The organism is Bacillus sp. C-3-6, from assembly GCF_054509685.1.
Map to the genome: position 1 here is coordinate 1,456,079 of NZ_CM137247.1, position 15,469 is coordinate 1,471,547.

19 protein-coding genes and 1 riboswitch are annotated in these 15,469 nt (G+C 34.6%); of the genes, 16 read left to right on the forward strand and 3 right to left on the reverse strand.

Annotated elements, in window-relative coordinates:
* Positions 1 to 62 precede the first annotated feature (62 nt).
* A complete protein-coding gene (locus ACW0JX_RS07535; RefSeq protein WP_095691163.1) occupies positions 63 to 677 on the forward strand; it encodes a peptidoglycan DD-metalloendopeptidase family protein in 615 nt (204 codons plus the stop codon).
* Positions 678 to 829: 152 nt separating this feature from the next.
* On the opposite strand, the gene ACW0JX_RS07540 is transcribed toward ACW0JX_RS07535, so the two are convergent.
* On the reverse strand, positions 830 to 1,516 hold the full coding sequence (locus tag ACW0JX_RS07540; protein WP_000711798.1) for a hypothetical protein: 687 nt from the start codon (positions 1,514 to 1,516) through the stop codon (positions 830 to 832).
* Positions 1,517 to 1,764: 248 nt separating this feature from the next.
* Positions 1,765 to 1,904: riboswitch (FMN riboswitch) on the forward strand.
* A gap of 162 nt (positions 1,905 to 2,066) precedes the next feature.
* On the opposite strand from ACW0JX_RS07540, the gene ACW0JX_RS07545 reads away from it, so the two are divergent.
* Positions 2,067 to 2,645 carry an ECF transporter S component gene (locus ACW0JX_RS07545; protein ID WP_095691162.1) on the forward strand — a complete coding sequence of 193 codons (579 nt, stop codon included), beginning with the start codon at positions 2,067 to 2,069 and terminating at the stop codon, positions 2,643 to 2,645.
* A 121-nt stretch (positions 2,646 to 2,766) separates the two neighbouring features.
* On the opposite strand, the gene ACW0JX_RS07550 is transcribed toward ACW0JX_RS07545, so the two are convergent.
* On the reverse strand, positions 2,767 to 3,015 hold the full coding sequence (locus tag ACW0JX_RS07550; RefSeq protein WP_001151993.1) for a ferredoxin: 249 nt from the start codon (positions 3,013 to 3,015) through the stop codon (positions 2,767 to 2,769).
* A 298-nt stretch (positions 3,016 to 3,313) separates the two neighbouring features.
* Between ACW0JX_RS07550 and ACW0JX_RS07555 the strand changes: the two genes are divergently transcribed.
* The 12 genes from ACW0JX_RS07555 to ACW0JX_RS07610 all read left to right on the forward strand — a co-directional run bounded on the left by ACW0JX_RS07555 (position 3,314) and on the right by ACW0JX_RS07610 (position 13,285).
* Positions 3,314 to 4,375: a YpbB family protein gene (locus ACW0JX_RS07555; RefSeq protein ID WP_095691161.1), complete on the forward strand. Its 1,062-nt coding sequence runs from the start codon at positions 3,314 to 3,316 to the stop codon at positions 4,373 to 4,375.
* Positions 4,365 to 5,894 carry an ATP-dependent DNA helicase RecQ gene (gene recQ / locus ACW0JX_RS07560; RefSeq protein ID WP_000762977.1) on the forward strand — a complete coding sequence of 510 codons (1,530 nt, stop codon included), beginning with the start codon at positions 4,365 to 4,367 and terminating at the stop codon, positions 5,892 to 5,894. Before ACW0JX_RS07555 ends, recQ begins: the two co-directional genes overlap by 11 nt.
* Positions 5,894 to 6,457, forward strand: coding sequence for a CPBP family intramembrane glutamic endopeptidase (locus ACW0JX_RS07565; protein WP_001025783.1), 564 nt, complete (start codon positions 5,894 to 5,896; stop codon positions 6,455 to 6,457). The genes recQ and ACW0JX_RS07565 overlap by 1 nt, the downstream gene beginning before the upstream one ends.
* 22 nt (positions 6,458 to 6,479) lie before the next feature.
* Positions 6,480 to 6,959, forward strand: a complete 480-nt coding sequence (locus ACW0JX_RS07570; RefSeq protein WP_001231555.1) for a LysM peptidoglycan-binding domain-containing protein — start codon at positions 6,480 to 6,482, stop codon at positions 6,957 to 6,959.
* Positions 6,960 to 7,026: 67 nt separating this feature from the next.
* On the forward strand, positions 7,027 to 7,803 hold the full coding sequence (locus ACW0JX_RS07575; protein WP_000637796.1) for a metallophosphoesterase: 777 nt from the start codon (positions 7,027 to 7,029) through the stop codon (positions 7,801 to 7,803).
* Positions 7,803 to 8,678 (forward strand): MerR family transcriptional regulator, encoded by an 876-nt coding sequence (locus ACW0JX_RS07580; RefSeq protein ID WP_065228528.1) that lies wholly within the window; start codon positions 7,803 to 7,805, stop codon positions 8,676 to 8,678. The genes ACW0JX_RS07575 and ACW0JX_RS07580 overlap by 1 nt, the downstream gene beginning before the upstream one ends.
* 77 nt (positions 8,679 to 8,755) lie before the next feature.
* Entirely contained in the window at positions 8,756 to 9,364 is a 609-nt protein-coding gene (locus tag ACW0JX_RS07585; protein ID WP_001235398.1) for a genetic competence negative regulator, read from the forward strand.
* Between the two features lie 311 nt (positions 9,365 to 9,675).
* Positions 9,676 to 10,962, forward strand: coding sequence for an NAD-specific glutamate dehydrogenase (gene gudB, locus ACW0JX_RS07590; protein WP_000225172.1), 1,287 nt, complete (start codon positions 9,676 to 9,678; stop codon positions 10,960 to 10,962).
* Positions 10,963 to 11,042: 80 nt separating this feature from the next.
* Positions 11,043 to 11,252 (forward strand): hypothetical protein, encoded by a 210-nt coding sequence (locus ACW0JX_RS07595; protein ID WP_000426766.1) that lies wholly within the window; start codon positions 11,043 to 11,045, stop codon positions 11,250 to 11,252.
* A 97-nt stretch (positions 11,253 to 11,349) separates the two neighbouring features.
* On the forward strand, positions 11,350 to 11,586 hold the full coding sequence (locus ACW0JX_RS07600; protein WP_001983018.1) for a DUF3961 domain-containing protein: 237 nt from the start codon (positions 11,350 to 11,352) through the stop codon (positions 11,584 to 11,586).
* Between the two features lie 79 nt (positions 11,587 to 11,665).
* Complete coding sequence (locus tag ACW0JX_RS07605; RefSeq protein ID WP_001240655.1) at positions 11,666 to 12,196, forward strand: peptidoglycan recognition protein family protein; 531 nt, start codon at positions 11,666 to 11,668, stop codon at positions 12,194 to 12,196.
* Positions 12,197 to 12,304: 108 nt separating this feature from the next.
* Positions 12,305 to 13,285: a YpdA family putative bacillithiol disulfide reductase gene (locus tag ACW0JX_RS07610; RefSeq protein ID WP_001168518.1), complete on the forward strand. Its 981-nt coding sequence runs from the start codon at positions 12,305 to 12,307 to the stop codon at positions 13,283 to 13,285.
* A gap of 35 nt (positions 13,286 to 13,320) precedes the next feature.
* Here the strand turns inward: ACW0JX_RS07610 and ansA are convergent, their stop codons facing one another.
* Entirely contained in the window at positions 13,321 to 14,295 is a 975-nt protein-coding gene (gene ansA, locus ACW0JX_RS07615) for an asparaginase (RefSeq protein ID WP_000822009.1), read from the reverse strand.
* 178 nt (positions 14,296 to 14,473) lie between these two features.
* Between ansA and ACW0JX_RS07620 the strand changes: the two genes are divergently transcribed.
* Together ACW0JX_RS07620 and cmk are read left to right on the forward strand one after the other, a co-directional pair.
* Positions 14,474 to 14,647: a YpfB family protein gene (locus ACW0JX_RS07620; RefSeq protein ID WP_023521499.1), complete on the forward strand. Its 174-nt coding sequence runs from the start codon at positions 14,474 to 14,476 to the stop codon at positions 14,645 to 14,647.
* A gap of 129 nt (positions 14,648 to 14,776) precedes the next feature.
* Complete coding sequence (gene cmk / locus ACW0JX_RS07625; protein ID WP_095691160.1) at positions 14,777 to 15,454, forward strand: (d)CMP kinase; 678 nt, start codon at positions 14,777 to 14,779, stop codon at positions 15,452 to 15,454.
* Positions 15,455 to 15,469: the final 15 nt, after the last annotated feature.

The following is a 15,469-nucleotide window of genomic DNA, read 5'->3' on the forward strand; positions in this document are numbered from 1 at the left end:
TTTTTTCTGTAATATACCAAAATAGAGAAGGTATGGTGGTAATTAGAAAACGGAGGATGTATATGAAAGTTTTAAAATACGGCGTTATGTTATTGACAGTACTGCTTTTATCTCAATTACATGTGTACGCAGAGGGAAATCAATGGGCATGGCCTGTTGAAGGACAGATAAGTGATTATTTTGGGACAAGACACGGAAAACACTACGGTATAGATATAGCGGCACCGATCGGCACGCCTGTGTCAGCTATTCAAGAAGGGAAGGTAACAAAGTCTTATTATTCAAGTAGTTATGGAAACGTTATATTTATTAAACATGGAGAATATGAGGCTGTGTATGCACATTTAAATAAGAGATATGTAGTTCAAGGGGATTATATTTCAAAAGGAGAAAAAATTGGAGAAGTAGGGAACACGGGAGAATCGCGAGGTGCACACTTACATCTAGAACTTCATCAAGGAAGATGGACGATGGCGAAAAAGAATGCGATGAACCCATTGCTTGTTTTAAGTGAACAAAGAAATGAAGTTGTTTCTTCATCATTATATGTCGTACAAAAAGGGGATACTTTAGTTAGTATTGCACGGAAATTTAGTATGACACTTAAGGAAATTAAAGAAAAAAATGGATTGCAGCAAGAGCTAATTTATCCTAATCAACAATTATATGTTAAGTAAAGGCAACGTCTCAAAAATTAAACTTTGAATATTCTTAAATAAGGTTCAATGTAAATGAAATTATATGGGCGCTTCTCCTAGAAGTATTGAGTGAATTAGAGTATCTATATTTAAAAGAAACCGTCCCAAAATTTATTTTGGGACGGTTTCTTTTACCAAAAAATAAAGACACATATAAATCCAGAAATAGCTAAATAGCTATATAAGTAAAAAACTTTTGTTCTTGTTTTCTCTTTTGTTCGAAACAGTACGATAGTCGGTTCAATTAAACCGATTGTCAAACAAAGTAGGCCAAGAAGCATACAACCAATCGAAATAGAATACAGGGCGATTTGTGGTGCTTGAAATGGAATCATCCATTTTAATAAAAATGCAATAAGTGCAGTGTAACAAATGCTACCGATGTATTTATTCAGTGGTGTATTAGAACGAAAGCCAGGAAGTTTTTTTAAGAAAGAGCGGGAAACAACTTCTGTTTGTAAAGATGTATGCTCTTCAATAATTTTTTGAGCTTCTTTTCCTTTTTGAAAAAGAGATAAGATCCAATTTCGCTCACCCTGAAAAATAAATTGAGAAGTTGTCAAATAGTGATCAATCTTCACTTTACTCCAACTCTTCCACGGATGACGCTCACACAATTTTAATTTACTTTCTGTTTTCTTATCATACTGATAAATACTGATGCCATCTTCATCGAAAGTAGCATAGTATGTCTCGTTTGAGAATGTGCCTAAATCAATTGGGCAGTAGAAAAGTAATTCTTTTTTTAAGTAAAAGTATTCTTTTCTTAAGTTTTTTTTCATTGCTTCTCGAATAGAATGTCTCTTTTCTTTTTTCATGACATTTCCTCCATAACTCAGAAAATGTTCTTATCTTAACAATTCAATATCTTATCACTTTTAATTATATATGACTAGGTAATTCAAAAGAGAAATGCCGAATAATAAAAAATATGGATTGTATTGTAAAATATTTCGCAATTCATTTGTTGTTACGAAAAATAAATAACTAATTTTAAATAAGTTACAATTTTTTAGTTCACAATGTTATGAGGTTGTTGTATAATGAAGGGGAAAATAGAATATCGGTCTATCTTCGGGGCAGGGTGAAAATCCCGACCGGCGGTGATGAACTATTTATGATTTTGTTCTAAGCCCGCGAGCCGTTAAGGCAGGATTTGGTGTGATTCCAAAGCCGACAGTATAGTCTGGATGGGAGAAGATGGAGGTTCAAGCGTTCAAAAAAGATATGGATTTGAACGTCTGTTTGATGTGCCTTAAATTCTCCCTTTGTGTAAAACGCAAAGGGTTTTTTCGTTCTATGAAAAAATAGGCATAGCAGAACCTTTCCACTTTCCATGAGATGATCGATGGAAAAGGAGAGAGAAAGATGAAACAAAAAAACAGTGTAGTGCAGATGGTGAGTGTAGCGATGCTAAGTAGTATTGCATATTTACTAATGATGTTGGATTTCCCGTTCCCAGGGCTTCCGCCATTTTTGAAAATTGATTTTAGTGATGTACCAGCTCTAATTGCAGCAATTATCTTTGGACCATTAGCAGGAGTGATTGTAGAGGCGATAAAGAACATTTTACATTACGGGATTCAAGGAAGTTTAACAGGAGTACCAGTTGGAGAAATTGCAAACTTTATTGCAGGATGTTTATTTATTGGACCAGCAGCTTTCTTATTTAGAAAGTATCGTACTGTGAAGAGTTTAACGACAGGATTAATGCTAGGGACAATTACAATGGCACTTATTATGAGTGTATTAAACTACATCATCATATTCCCGGCTTACACTTGGTTTTTAAATTCACCGGCTATGTCTAGCGAAGCTATCAGAACAACGGTTGTAACGGCAATCTTACCATTTAATTTAATTAAAGGAATTGTTGTAACAATTGTATTTGTAGCATTATTCTCACGCCTGAAAGTATGGGTGTTTGCAAAAATGAAAAATGCATAATATATATTAAAACCATTAGTAGTGTGGAACTACTAATGGTTTTTTATTAAGGAAAATAAAATTTAGATACAAAAAACGCCCCTCATCAATATGAGGGGCGTTTTTTGAAGTTAATAAAAGACTATTCGAATTTTAAAGCGTCTCCGTCGAATGATTCGTCAGCAACTTTAATTGAGTCAGTTGGACAGCCTTCGAATGCATCCATCATATCTTCAATTAATACATCTGGAATTTCAACGATACCTTGGTTATCGTCTAATGTTACAAATGCAATACCTTCATCATCATAGTCATAAATGTCGGGTGCAGCAGCGCCACAAGCACCACATGCAATACAAGTATCTTTATCAACGATTGTATATTTTGCCATCTTTTTTCCCTCCTGATAATATGTATGTGAAAAGCTCGCCATAAAAATTATAACCTTATTGTAAAACGGTTTGTGAAACTTTTCAACATAAAATTATAATGATAATGCTTATCAATTAGAGTGTCAACTTATTTTTGAATTATGTCATAAGATTTTCAAAATACGTAAATGTGATTTCGTTTGATACAATAGAATATATACAAGTATATAGTTCTTATATGATAAGTTTAATGAGCGACAGTAGATAGTGTAATTGTACTGAAAAGAATGAAGTTAAGATTGGAAGGTGGAAGCGGTCATGCAAATACAATATACTTTGTTGCATTGTTTAAAACAATTGAATGGTGAAAGAACCGTTTCTTCTATTTATTATTTACTAAAGGGCAAACGTTCTTCGCAAACTTTACAAGATGGAAATATGTTCCGGATTTCTTTTTTATTCGGAATATATAAATCATTAAATAGAAATGACTATGATGGTGAAGTTGTAAAGTTGTTGCAAGCGGATTTTATTCAAGAAATACATGAAAATACATATGTGTTAACACCTACGGGTAAAATGCAGTTACATAAATGGGAGGAAGTTTATGCTTTTCCAGCACATTTGCATGGTTTACATTATGGTGAATTAGGTGAAACATTTTGGAAAAGATTATCATTGATTATTCAAACCATATCAAATTTACAACAGAATAATACGAAGTTTATCCCAATTCAACAAGATACAGAAATAATGATGTGGGTAAAACGTTTTCTAACAGGAAGGCCATATAAAAGAAGTGAGTTGGCGAGGAAACTATGGACGGAAGTACATAATCTTTTGGAAAAGAGTAATGCGATAGAAGCGACGATTGTAACATATCGACTAACGGGCTATGAACGTATTGGTTGTACATTGCAACAATTAGCAGAAATTACGAAACAAGATATATTCAGGGTGTATTTTTTATTTTGGGGTACAATGCATTTCTTTATACAAGAAGTTCGTGATAAAGAAAATGAATTTCCACTATTAGCTGAAATTATATCTTATCCAAATGAGAGAGCTGAATTATTTAGTTTATCCACGAAAAAAACATATAATTTTTGGAGACAAGGGCGTTCTTTAGAAGAAATAGCGACGATTCGGAATTTAAAGGTTGCAACGATAGAAGATCATTTTGTTGAAATTGCTTTGCGAGAAAAAGATTTTTCTATTGAAGTGTTTATGGAAAAAGAAAAGGTAGACAAAGTAATAAGAGTAATTGAAGCATTACAAACGCGGAAGTTACGTGTTTTGAAACAAGCGGTTGGAGAAGATATCTCTTATTTTGAAGTTCGTCTTGTATTAGCGCGGATGGAGGGTGTAAATGAAACTTGAAGAATATTTATATAAGTGGTTTGGATATTCTGAATTTCGTCCAGGTCAAAAAGGAGTTATTACAGATTTATTAGAAGGAAAAGATGTGATAGCAATGCTTCCGACTGGAAGAGGGAAATCTATGTGCTATCAGTTTCCGGGGCTTATGCGAGAAGGAACAGTGCTTGTTGTATCACCGTTATTATCTTTAATGGAAGATCAAGTGACACAATTAAAGTATGTTGTGAAAAACCGAGTGATAGCATTTAATAGTTTTCGGACATTAAATGAAAAAAGAGAAGCGATGAAAAAATTATCTTCATATAAATTTATTTTTGTTTCACCAGAGATGTTACAGTCGGAGTTATTAATTAGGGAATTGAAGAAAATTCATATTTCATTATTTGTTGTTGATGAGGCTCATTGTATTTCTCAATGGGGTTATGATTTTAGACCGGACTATAAGAAACTAAATGTAGTTATTGAAAATATTGGTTCTCCTACAGTATTAGCATTGACAGCCACAGCGACAAAAGGGGTACTACAAGATATCGCAGACAGTTTAAATTTAAAGGGTGCCGCGGAACATGTATACTCTATTGACCGTCCTAATATTGCAATGGAGGTGCAATTTGTAGAGACGATAGAAGAAAAGAAAGAGGCGCTTTTGGAGCAGGTGATGTATTTACAAGGGCCGGGAATTGTATATTGTTCAAGTAGAGCGTGGACAGAAAGGTTAACGGAATACTTGAGAGGAAAAGGTGTTACTGGTGTAGCTTTTTATCATGGTGGTATGGAACATGAAGAGCGTATGTTAATTCAACAACAGTTTATGAACGATCAATTGCAGCTTGTAATATGTACAAGTGCATTTGGTATGGGGGTAAATAAGGCGAATACGCAATATATTATTCATTTTCATTATCCAACTAATATAGCTTCTTACTTACAAGAAATCGGAAGAGCTGGAAGAGATGGCGAACCGAGTATAGCTATTTTATTGTGTAGTCCGTTGGATCATGATTTACCAATTTCAATCATTGAGGATGAATTGCCAAGTAAGTCGCAAATACAATTTTTATTTTCTTTACTACAAGAAAGAATGTTTCAAACGAAAGAATTACCAATAGAAGATGTAGAAGAAATTTGTTATAATGCAGCAAGATTTAATGAGCAATATTGGCGTTTCGTTCGTTATCATCTCGAACAGGTTGGAATTATACAACAACGAAGATTATTATTAGAGAGTTTGTCAGATGAAATTATGAACCGATTAATAGCTGAAGTAGAAATAAGGTTGCGTAATAAATATAGTGAGCTAGAAAATATGAAGTCATGGATACGAGTTAAAGGATGTAGACGTGAATATGTGTTGCAACAGTTCGGTTATAGGAAAGAGAAAGAGTTAAATAATTGCTGTGATTATTGTGGTATTACAAAAGAAGATTATAAAAAAAGACGAGCGCAACAATCGGATTTCGACTATAATTGGGAAACAGAGTTACAAAAGCTTTTCGGCCTAGAAAAGATGGGGGAATGATGAACATTCAAAGGCATAATGTTGAAGATATGAGTCCGCAGGAAATAAGGCTGAATCTATATATAACACAGTTAATTATTATCGGTATTGGCTGTTTACTAGCATATATATTATTTCAAGATGTAAAAGAAGTGTTTAATTTATGGAGATGGGAACCAGTATCTATACTTATTATAGGTGGTTTGTTAGCGATTGGTATTGTGTTATTAGATTATGTTGCAATGCGAGTGTTTCCAGAGTCTTGGTTTGATGATGGTGGTATTAACGATAAGATGTTTCGAGGAATGTCGGTTCTGCATTTACTCATTATTACGTTCGTAATCGGTTTTGCAGAAGAATTTTTATTTAGAGGTGTAGTGCAGACTCATTTTGGAATTGTAATTGCGAGTTTCGTATTTGCAGTGTTACATATTCGTTATATAACAAAGCCATTTTTGTTTTGTTTCGTCTGTTTCATTAGTTTTGTCTTTGGTTATGTATTTGAATGGACAGGGAATTTGTTTATAACAATCTTTGCACACTTTCTTGTTGATTTTATAATGGGACTCCAATTAAGAAAATAAATGGAAGGTGGTGGTGAACAACATGAGGAAACGAATTCCTGATTTTGAAGAGGAATTAGAAGTTGAGCGAGTAGAAGAAAAAGAAAGTTTACCGCCGCGTAGTGAAATTCATAGAAATAAAGAGAAAAAACAAAAGTTTAAAATAAATCATATTTTCGTCCGGGTTTTAACATTTCTATTCATTCTGCTGCCGATTAGTATTTTGTGGTATACGGATAAATATATTCAGGTGAAGGGCGATAGTAATAATGCCGGGAAAAGTGCGTTTGAAGTAATCTTCTTTGATTCAGCTAAATCTGAGTCGCAGAAACAGTCTGAAAAAGCGATAACGCATACTGTGAAAGAGGGAGAAACTTTAGAAAGTATAGCGAAGCAATATTTTTCAGATGAAAATGGGGTTGAAGTAATTAAAAAGTATAATAACTTGCAAGAAGATGAAGTGAGTGCAGGTCAAGAATTAAAAATTCCGATAAAAGATAAGTCCACAAAGCAAGAGAGCTAGTGAATTAGGCGAACGCAGTTTGTTATAAAAGCCTAGGGTTATCTTTATGATGAGGGGAGTAAAAAATATGATATGGATTATATTATTCAGTACTCTCATAGGAATGGGGATTTTATTACTTCTTGTGATGTATAAAGAAGCGATGCGTAATACAGTGTTGGAACATACTTTAGTATTTAAAGAATTTCCGAAAAGTTTTCAAAAAGTAAATGTGTTTTTTATTTCTGATATTCATAGAAGAGTCATTTCGAATTTGTTAATTGAACAAGTAAAAGGAAAAGTAGATCTCGTAATTATCGGAGGAGATTTAGCAGAGAAAGGAGTCTCTTTATCAAAAATCTCTGCCAATATTCAAAAGTTAAGAGAGATAGCTCCTGTATATTTTGTGTGGGGAAACAATGATTATGAGATAGAATATCATGAATTAGATGCTTTATTATTAGAAAATAACGTAAAAGTTTTAGATAATACAAGAGTGGTATTTGAGTCTGAATTAGGCGAGAAAATTTGTTTGCTCGGTATAGATGATGTTGGATTGCACCGTGATCGTTTAGATTTGGCATTGGCGGATTGTAAAGAAGATGGTTTTCGTATCTTAGTTAGTCACAACCCTGATATAATAAAAAAGATGTCTGGAAATGAACAGATTTCACTTGTATTAAGTGGACATACGCATGGAGGACAAATCCGATTATTCCCATCTAAAAAATATTTAAAAGGTGGCGTATATAACCATTTGAATACGATTCTCTTTGTTAGTAATGGGTACGGAACAACATTGATACCACTTCGTTTCCGAGCGCCTGCTCAAACACATATTATTACATTGTGCGGAGGGAAATGATGCCAACTCTTAGTGGAAAATATAATATAAAAGCTGTTTCAAATATAATTGGAGTTCAGCCGAGTACGCTTCGCGCATGGGAAAGACGATATCAAATTATTGCCCCAAAGCGGAATCAAGCTGGGCATCGTTTATATACAGAAGAGCATATTCAAATTTTAAAATGGTTAATGGAAAAAGTTTCTTCCGGTATGATGATTGGACAAGCAGTTCAGTTATTAGAAGAGAATCGTTTGCAGAGTACAGTTCAAAAAGAGATACATTTCGATAAAGAAGTTGTTTTAGTGGACGATTTGCTACAAGCTTTGTTAAAATTTGATGAAATTACAATTGCTGCATTATTAAACGAAGCTTTTAGTATATATTCAACAGAAAAGGTTGTTGCCAGTATCGTTCTTCGAGTGACAGACAAATTATTAACGTCAAAAAATAATAATGAGATTTCAATGGTGCAATTTCAATATGCACTATCATTTTTACAAACGCGTCTAGGGATGGTGTATCACAATGCCTCAATGTTTTCTTCTTTACACAAAGTTATTGTGTTAGAAAAGAATGCATTGAAAGGATTTATTTTTTCAACTTATTTACGCTTAAAAGGATATGAGGCGATATATATTAGGACAAGCTTAGCTGAAGATGGTATGTTGTCAGCGGTAGAGGAAATACAGCCGAAATATGTGTTTGTATCTTTTGCTGACGAACTAGAAATGAAAAAGACGATGAACTTTATAAATGTATTACAAGAAAAAAGGGAATCTCTTTCTGTTGGATTTATCGGAAAGCTAGGCGTTCTAAACCAGTTGGACATTGAAACAATCTTAATTGGTGATACGAAAGAAGAATGGGATGAATGGTTAAAAATGTCGGAATAGTTGTTCGAAAAGAACCATCTATTTTCTATTTCATATAATAAAAATTAGATGCATTGGTTACGTAGGGAGGGTATGAGATGAGGCTGGAACGATTAAATTACAATAAGATAAAAATTTTTCTAACATTTGATGATTTATCTGAAAGAGGATTAACGAAAGAAGATTTATGGAGAAATGCGCCGAAAGTACAGCAATTATTTCGTGATATGATGCAAGAAGCAAATAAGGAATTAGGATTTGAAGCAGATGGTCCGATTGCAGTTGAAGTGTTTTCTCTACAAGCACAAGGGATGGTTGTAATTGTAACGAAAGAAAATCAAGAAATGGATACGGATGATGAGTTCCGTGACGAGTTTATTGAAATGCAAGTGACTCTAGATGAAAGTGAACATATATTATATGAGTTTGCTACGCTAGATGATATAATTAACCTGTCGAATCGCTTATATAACCTTGGTGTAACTGGCGGAAAGCTATATACGTGGGATGAGCGCTTCTATCTTTGGGTGGAAGAAGAGGAACAAATTCAATTGTTAAAAGCGGATTTTATAGCTATTTTAGCGGAATACGGCAATCCGTCTACAGCAACTATTTATCGCATCATGGAGTACGGTAAAGAATTAATGGATTTTAACGCGATAGAACAAATACACAATTACTTTGTGAAAAAACAAAACCTCAGCTAATACAACATAGCTGAGGTTTTGTTTTTATTTGGATAAGGGAAGGGATGATAGTAAATACGCGAACATACTTTTTGAAAATAAAATATGCAGTTTTATGGGAGCGTCGCTGAGGAAAATAAAAAATATTTAAATATTTAAGTATTTTACTTTTCTAAAAGTAATAAAAGGACTATAATAATAGTGAAAACGCTTGCAACAGAAAATAGTTTGTATATATTTGTTAGCGTTTTCTATTGCATTCCAAATTTAAGGGTGTATACTAGGCAATGAAGGTTTACTAAACAAGTGAAATTACAGGGGGTTTACTTACTATGGTAGCCGAAAAGGGAACTCAAACAAAAACACAACAACAAAGGGAACAACATTTTGAACTATTGAATTCAACACAAATTGTTATTAGTGAAGCGTTAGAAAAATTGGGTTATCCAAACGAAGTATATGAATTATTAAAAGAACCAATTCGTATGATGACAGTGAAAATACCAGTTCGTATGGATGACGGGACTGTTAAAATATTTACAGGATATCGTGCACAACATAATGATGCTGTTGGTCCAACGAAAGGTGGAATTCGCTTCCATCCGAATGTAACAGAAAATGAAGTGAAAGCACTTTCAATCTGGATGAGTTTAAAATGTGGTATTGTTGATTTACCATATGGTGGAGGTAAGGGTGGAATTATCTGTGATCCACGTGAAATGTCATTCCGTGAGTTAGAAAGATTAAGCCGCGGTTATGTACGAGCAATTAGCCAAATCGTAGGTCCGACGAAAGATATTCCAGCTCCAGATGTATTCACAAACTCTCAAATTATGGCATGGATGATGGATGAGTATAGCCGTATTGATGAATTTAATTCACCAGGATTTATTACAGGTAAACCGCTTGTATTAGGTGGATCACATGGACGTGAAACAGCAACTGCGAAAGGTGTAACAATTTGTATTCGCGAAGCTGCGAAAAAACGTGGCATTGATATTAAGGGTGCACGCGTTGTTGTTCAAGGGTTCGGTAATGCTGGTAGCTTCTTAGCTAAATTTATGCATGATGCAGGTGCGAAAGTTATTGCAATCTCAGATGCTTACGGCGCTTTACATGATCCAAACGGATTAGATATTGATTATTTATTAGACCGTCGTGATAGCTTCGGTACAGTAACAAAGCTATTTAACAATACAATTTCAAACAAAGAATTGTTAGAGCTTGATTGCGATATTTTAGTTCCAGCTGCAATTGAGAACCAAATTACAGAAGAAAATGCTAATGATATTAAAGCGAAAATCGTTGTTGAAGCTGCAAATGGTCCAACAACATTAGAAGCGACTAAAATTTTAACAGATCGCGGAATTTTACTTGTTCCAGACGTATTAGCAAGTGCTGGTGGTGTAACGGTATCTTACTTTGAGTGGGTACAAAATAACCAAGGTTACTACTGGACTGAAGAAGAAGTAGAACAACGTTTAGAAAAAGTAATGGTAAAATCATTTGATTCTATTTATGAAACAGCACAAGTTCGTAAAGTGAACATGCGCTTAGCGGCGTACATGATTGGTGTTCGTAAAATGGCTGAAGCAAGCCGCTTCAGAGGTTGGGTATAAAATATTATATCTTGAGAAAACGTGATTTCCTTTCGAGGGAATCACGTTTTTTTGTTGAAGTATTAAATGAGGTGTTGTATATGGAGAATGAAATGCTGGAACGAGTAGAACAATTAGAAGAAAAGGTTAAGAGGTTAGAGGGAGAACTTGCAAGAACGGTGAAAGCTCGAAAAATAAGTACTGTTCGGATATTCGGGGAAGGGCTACTGTTTTTGATATTTGGTATGGTTGTAGTAGGGCCGATTATTGCCGTTGTAATCTCAATTTTTACTTGGCTTGCTGAAAAATAAAATAAAATAAAAATAAAAAGAACGCTTGTTCTATGCGAACAAACGTGCTATACTCTCCTTAGATAAACAAAACGGAAATGATTTTAAGGAGAGATAAATGATGAAAATGACAGTAGACCAAAGATTTATGATGCCAGCAGATGTTGTAGAGCGAGTGGAAGTATTACGAAACAAACAAAGCAAGCGTGGCACATTATTACAATCGGTAAACAAATTTTTCGGTTTAGATACGAAAGAAGATTGTGTTTGGTTTTACGGTTTTTATGGAGTGGCTGTAAGTATCTTGTTGTTTATGGTGTTCACTTCAAATATTTTCGATTTTCTCTTCGCGTAAGAAATATGCGATAAGGACATTGCTACCGAATACATATATAAGGAAGTAAGGTAATCTTCTAGAGCGGGAGTTGGTAGCAATGGCGATGTTTCCTATAGAGCGCAACTATATAGGATATGGAAGTTCACGACCGGGGATTCCTCTAACTAAAGTGAGATTTATTGTAAGTCATGATACGGGGAATCCTGGAAGCAATGCGATAGGAAATCGAGATTACTTTAATGAATTACAACCGAAAGCTTCGGCGCATACATTTATAGATGATAAAACAATATTGGAGATTATTCCTATAAATGAAGTTGCATATCATGTTCGATATGGTGTGCCGACGGATAATGACTTATACGGCTATGACGCGAATAAGGCGGCCATTGGAGTGGAACTTTGTTATGGCGGTGATGTTAACTTTTGGGAAGCATATAATCGTTTTACATGGTATCATGCGTATTTATGCCAAAATTTTGGCTTAAATCCGAAAAAAGATATCGTGTCACATAAAACGCTTGATCCAGCTAGAAAGATTGATCCTGAGAATGTATTAGGGAAACAAGGTATTAAATTTCAGCAGTTTTTAGCAGATGTCTATCGGATGTACGTTTCGTTTAGATGACAAATATATGAAAAATGAATACAATAAAGATAGGTGCCTACTGCTGTAAGTAGGTTTTTTCTTGTTTTTATAAATAGTGTATTGGTAGAAGACTAGGAGTGGACGAGTATGCAGAAAGAAACAGTTATTATAATCGGAGGCGGTCCGTGCGGATTAGCGGCAGCGATTTCGTTGCAAAAGGTAGGGATAAATCCGTTAGTAATTGAAAAAGGAAACATTGTAAATGCCATTTATAATTATCCAACTCATCAAACATTTTTCTCTTCTAGTGAAAAATTAGAAATTGGTGATGTAGCTTTTATTACAGAAAATCGTAAGCCAGTTCGAAATCAAGCGCTTGCGTATTATCGTGAAGTAGTAAAACGTAAATCTGTACGTGTAAATGCTTTTGAGCGAGTGGAGAAAGTTCAAAACGATGGAGAAGTTTTTCAGGTTGAGACGACAAAGCGTGACGGAAGTAAAGAAATATATATAGCGAAATATATTGTTGTAGCAACTGGATATTATGATAATCCAAATTATATGAATGTTCCAGGTGAGGAATTGAAGAAAGTAGCTCACTATTTTAAAGAGGGGCATCCTTATTTTGATCGAGATGTAGTAGTTATAGGTGGGAAAAACTCGAGTGTAGATGCCGCGTTAGAACTTGTTAAAGCTGGTGCGCGTGTAACGGTACTGTATCGTGGAAGTGAGTATTCACCAAGCATAAAGCCTTGGATTTTGCCGGAATTTGAGGCGTTAGTACGAAATGACACAATTCAAATGCATTTCGGGGCTCATGTGAAAGAAATTACTGAGCATACATTAACGTTTACAGTTGATGGTGAAGATTTTACAATCCAAAATGATTTTGTATTTGCGATGACTGGTTATCATCCTGATCATAGCTTCTTAACAAAGATGGGTGTTAAGATTGATGAAGAAACAGGACGTCCAATTTATACAGAGGATAGAATGGAAACGAATGCTGAAAATATTTTCATTGCAGGTGTCATAGCTGCTGGAAATAATGCAAATGAAATATTTATCGAGAACGGTAGATTTCATGGAGATGCGATTGCACAAACTATTGCATCAAGAGAAAAATAAAAAGGAGCTGTCGGGAAAACCTCGACAGCTCCTTTTTATTCGTGCATAAACATATTTTGAATGGATTCATGAGAATTTGTATTCTCTAATGCGACAAGTAATTTAATGCGTGCTTTTTGTGCATTTAAGCCGTATGTGAATACAATGCCCATATCTTTTAAGTGTTTACCGCCACCTTCATACGAATATACGTCTTGAACGATACCGTTGAAACAGCGAGAAACTAATACGACAGGAATACCTTTATTTAATAATCGTTCTAGACTAGGAAGTGTTCTTGGAGGTAGATTACCTTGTCCAAGCGCTTCGATAACAATACCGTCTACAGGAAGATTTTCGATTGCTGCTAATAATGTATCATCCATGCCGGCATATGCTTTTAGAACAACTACATTTTTAGATACTTTGTTTATCGTATATGTTTCGTGATGTACTAAAGCGTGATGGAAGACAACACCGCGTTTTGTTACCATTCCAATTGGTCCATATTGTGGGCTTTGGAATGTTGCGACATTACTTGTATGTGTTTTCGTTACATTTGTAGCGCAATGAATTTCGTCGTTTAATACGACTAAAACACCTTTTTCTGCAGCTTCATCACAACTAGCAACTTTTACAGCTGATAAGAAGTTATATAGACCATCAGCACCTAACTCATTGCTAGAGCGCATTGCACCTGTCACAACAATCGGAATGGTTGCTTGTACTGTTAAATCTAAGAAATAAGCTGTTTCTTCTAATGTATCCGTACCATGCGTAATGACTACGCCATGAATGTTGTCTTGTTTTACTCTTTCATCAATGATGACTTGTAATTGTAACATTTCGCTCGGTGTCATATGAGGAGATGGTAGATGGAACACATCTTCAACGATTAAATCAACATCGCCTTCTAAATCAGGAATGAATTTTAAAAGAGGATTTTTTTCACCTGGTTGTACGACCCCAGTTTCTTTATCTTCCTCCATTGCAATTGTTCCACCTGTGTGTAAAACTAGGATTCTTTTCAATGCTTATACCCCTTTCAAGTAAAAAATACATTTAGAACATAACATGTTTTGAGTAAATTCGACAATGGAAATGTATAAAAGTATGCCTCGAAAATGACAATAAAATTAACTGCTATATGTACGATGTATAAAATCACGAAACGAAATGTGCAAATATAGTATAGGAGGGGCAATTATGTTGAAAAAGATGGAGAGAATTTTTATTCGTATATTAATAATACAATTCATTTGTCTTTCTGTTGTACAATTGTTATTTATACATAAGTCATCAGTGAAATATTTATCTAAAATTGTTTATTACGAAGGTGTCATGGTAAAAAATAAAGCAGAAATCTTGCAGGTGAATAGGTAGTTTTCATTTTCTTCTATGAAGGATTATGCTACAATAATTGAGGATTTAATGACGTGAAGCAAATGAGAAGAAGCAGGGTGAACACCTGCTTTTCGTTTTGTTTTATAAGTGAAAAAATGAGGTGTTACAATGGATAAACGAATTTCAATTGCTATAGATGGTCCAGCAGCTGCTGGGAAAAGTACAGTGGCAAAAGTTGTTGCGAAGGAACTTTCTTACGTTTATATTGATACAGGCGCGATGTACCGTACGCTTACATATGCAGCCCTTGAACAAAAAGTAGATATTGAAAATGAAGAACAGTTAATGGAAGTTGTAAAGAATGTAAATATTGAATTTCAGCAAGGAGAAAATACGCAGCTTGTATTTTTGAATGGACAAGATGTTTCTGAAGTAATCCGTACACCTGATGTGACGAATCGAGTATCTATTGTAGCGAAGCATCGCCTTGTTCGTGAAGAAATGGTACGTCGTCAGCAAGAGTTAGCGAAAAAAGGCGGCGTTGTAATGGACGGCCGTGATATTGGTACACATGTATTACCGGATGCTGAAGTGAAAATCTTTATGCTTGCTTCTGTTGAAGAAAGAGCGGAAAGAAGGCATTTAGAAAATTTAAATAAAGGTTTCGCTTCTAATTTAGAGCAGCTAAAAGAAGAAATTGCTCAGCGTGATAAATTAGATTCAGAACGCGAAGTTTCTCCACTAAAAAAGGCTGATGATGCATTGGAATTAGATACGACTTCTTTATCAATTGAAGAAGTTGTCCAAAAAATTATGAGTATTGTTTCAGGAGTGTTTGCGAAATAAAGAAAGGGGATAATC

Coding starts and splice junctions, on each gene's coding strand:
- ACW0JX_RS07535 (WP_095691163.1), top strand. CDS start 63: ATGAAAGTTTTAAAATACGGCGTTATGTTATTGACAGTACTGCTTTTA.
- ACW0JX_RS07540 (WP_000711798.1), bottom strand. CDS start 1,516: ATGAAAAAAGAAAAGAGACATTCTATTCGAGAAGCAATGAAAAAAAAC.
- ACW0JX_RS07545 (WP_095691162.1), top strand. CDS start 2,067: ATGAAACAAAAAAACAGTGTAGTGCAGATGGTGAGTGTAGCGATGCTA.
- ACW0JX_RS07550 (WP_001151993.1), bottom strand. CDS start 3,015: ATGGCAAAATATACAATCGTTGATAAAGATACTTGTATTGCATGTGGT.
- ACW0JX_RS07555 (WP_095691161.1), top strand. CDS start 3,314: ATGCAAATACAATATACTTTGTTGCATTGTTTAAAACAATTGAATGGT.
- recQ (WP_000762977.1), top strand. CDS start 4,365: ATGAAACTTGAAGAATATTTATATAAGTGGTTTGGATATTCTGAATTT.
- ACW0JX_RS07565 (WP_001025783.1), top strand. CDS start 5,894: ATGAACATTCAAAGGCATAATGTTGAAGATATGAGTCCGCAGGAAATA.
- ACW0JX_RS07570 (WP_001231555.1), top strand. CDS start 6,480: ATGAGGAAACGAATTCCTGATTTTGAAGAGGAATTAGAAGTTGAGCGA.
- ACW0JX_RS07575 (WP_000637796.1), top strand. CDS start 7,027: ATGATATGGATTATATTATTCAGTACTCTCATAGGAATGGGGATTTTA.
- ACW0JX_RS07580 (WP_065228528.1), top strand. CDS start 7,803: ATGCCAACTCTTAGTGGAAAATATAATATAAAAGCTGTTTCAAATATA.
- ACW0JX_RS07585 (WP_001235398.1), top strand. CDS start 8,756: ATGAGGCTGGAACGATTAAATTACAATAAGATAAAAATTTTTCTAACA.
- gudB (WP_000225172.1), top strand. CDS start 9,676: ATGGTAGCCGAAAAGGGAACTCAAACAAAAACACAACAACAAAGGGAA.
- ACW0JX_RS07595 (WP_000426766.1), top strand. CDS start 11,043: ATGGAGAATGAAATGCTGGAACGAGTAGAACAATTAGAAGAAAAGGTT.
- ACW0JX_RS07600 (WP_001983018.1), top strand. CDS start 11,350: ATGATGAAAATGACAGTAGACCAAAGATTTATGATGCCAGCAGATGTT.
- ACW0JX_RS07605 (WP_001240655.1), top strand. CDS start 11,666: ATGGCGATGTTTCCTATAGAGCGCAACTATATAGGATATGGAAGTTCA.
- ACW0JX_RS07610 (WP_001168518.1), top strand. CDS start 12,305: ATGCAGAAAGAAACAGTTATTATAATCGGAGGCGGTCCGTGCGGATTA.
- cmk (WP_095691160.1), top strand. CDS start 14,777: ATGGATAAACGAATTTCAATTGCTATAGATGGTCCAGCAGCTGCTGGG.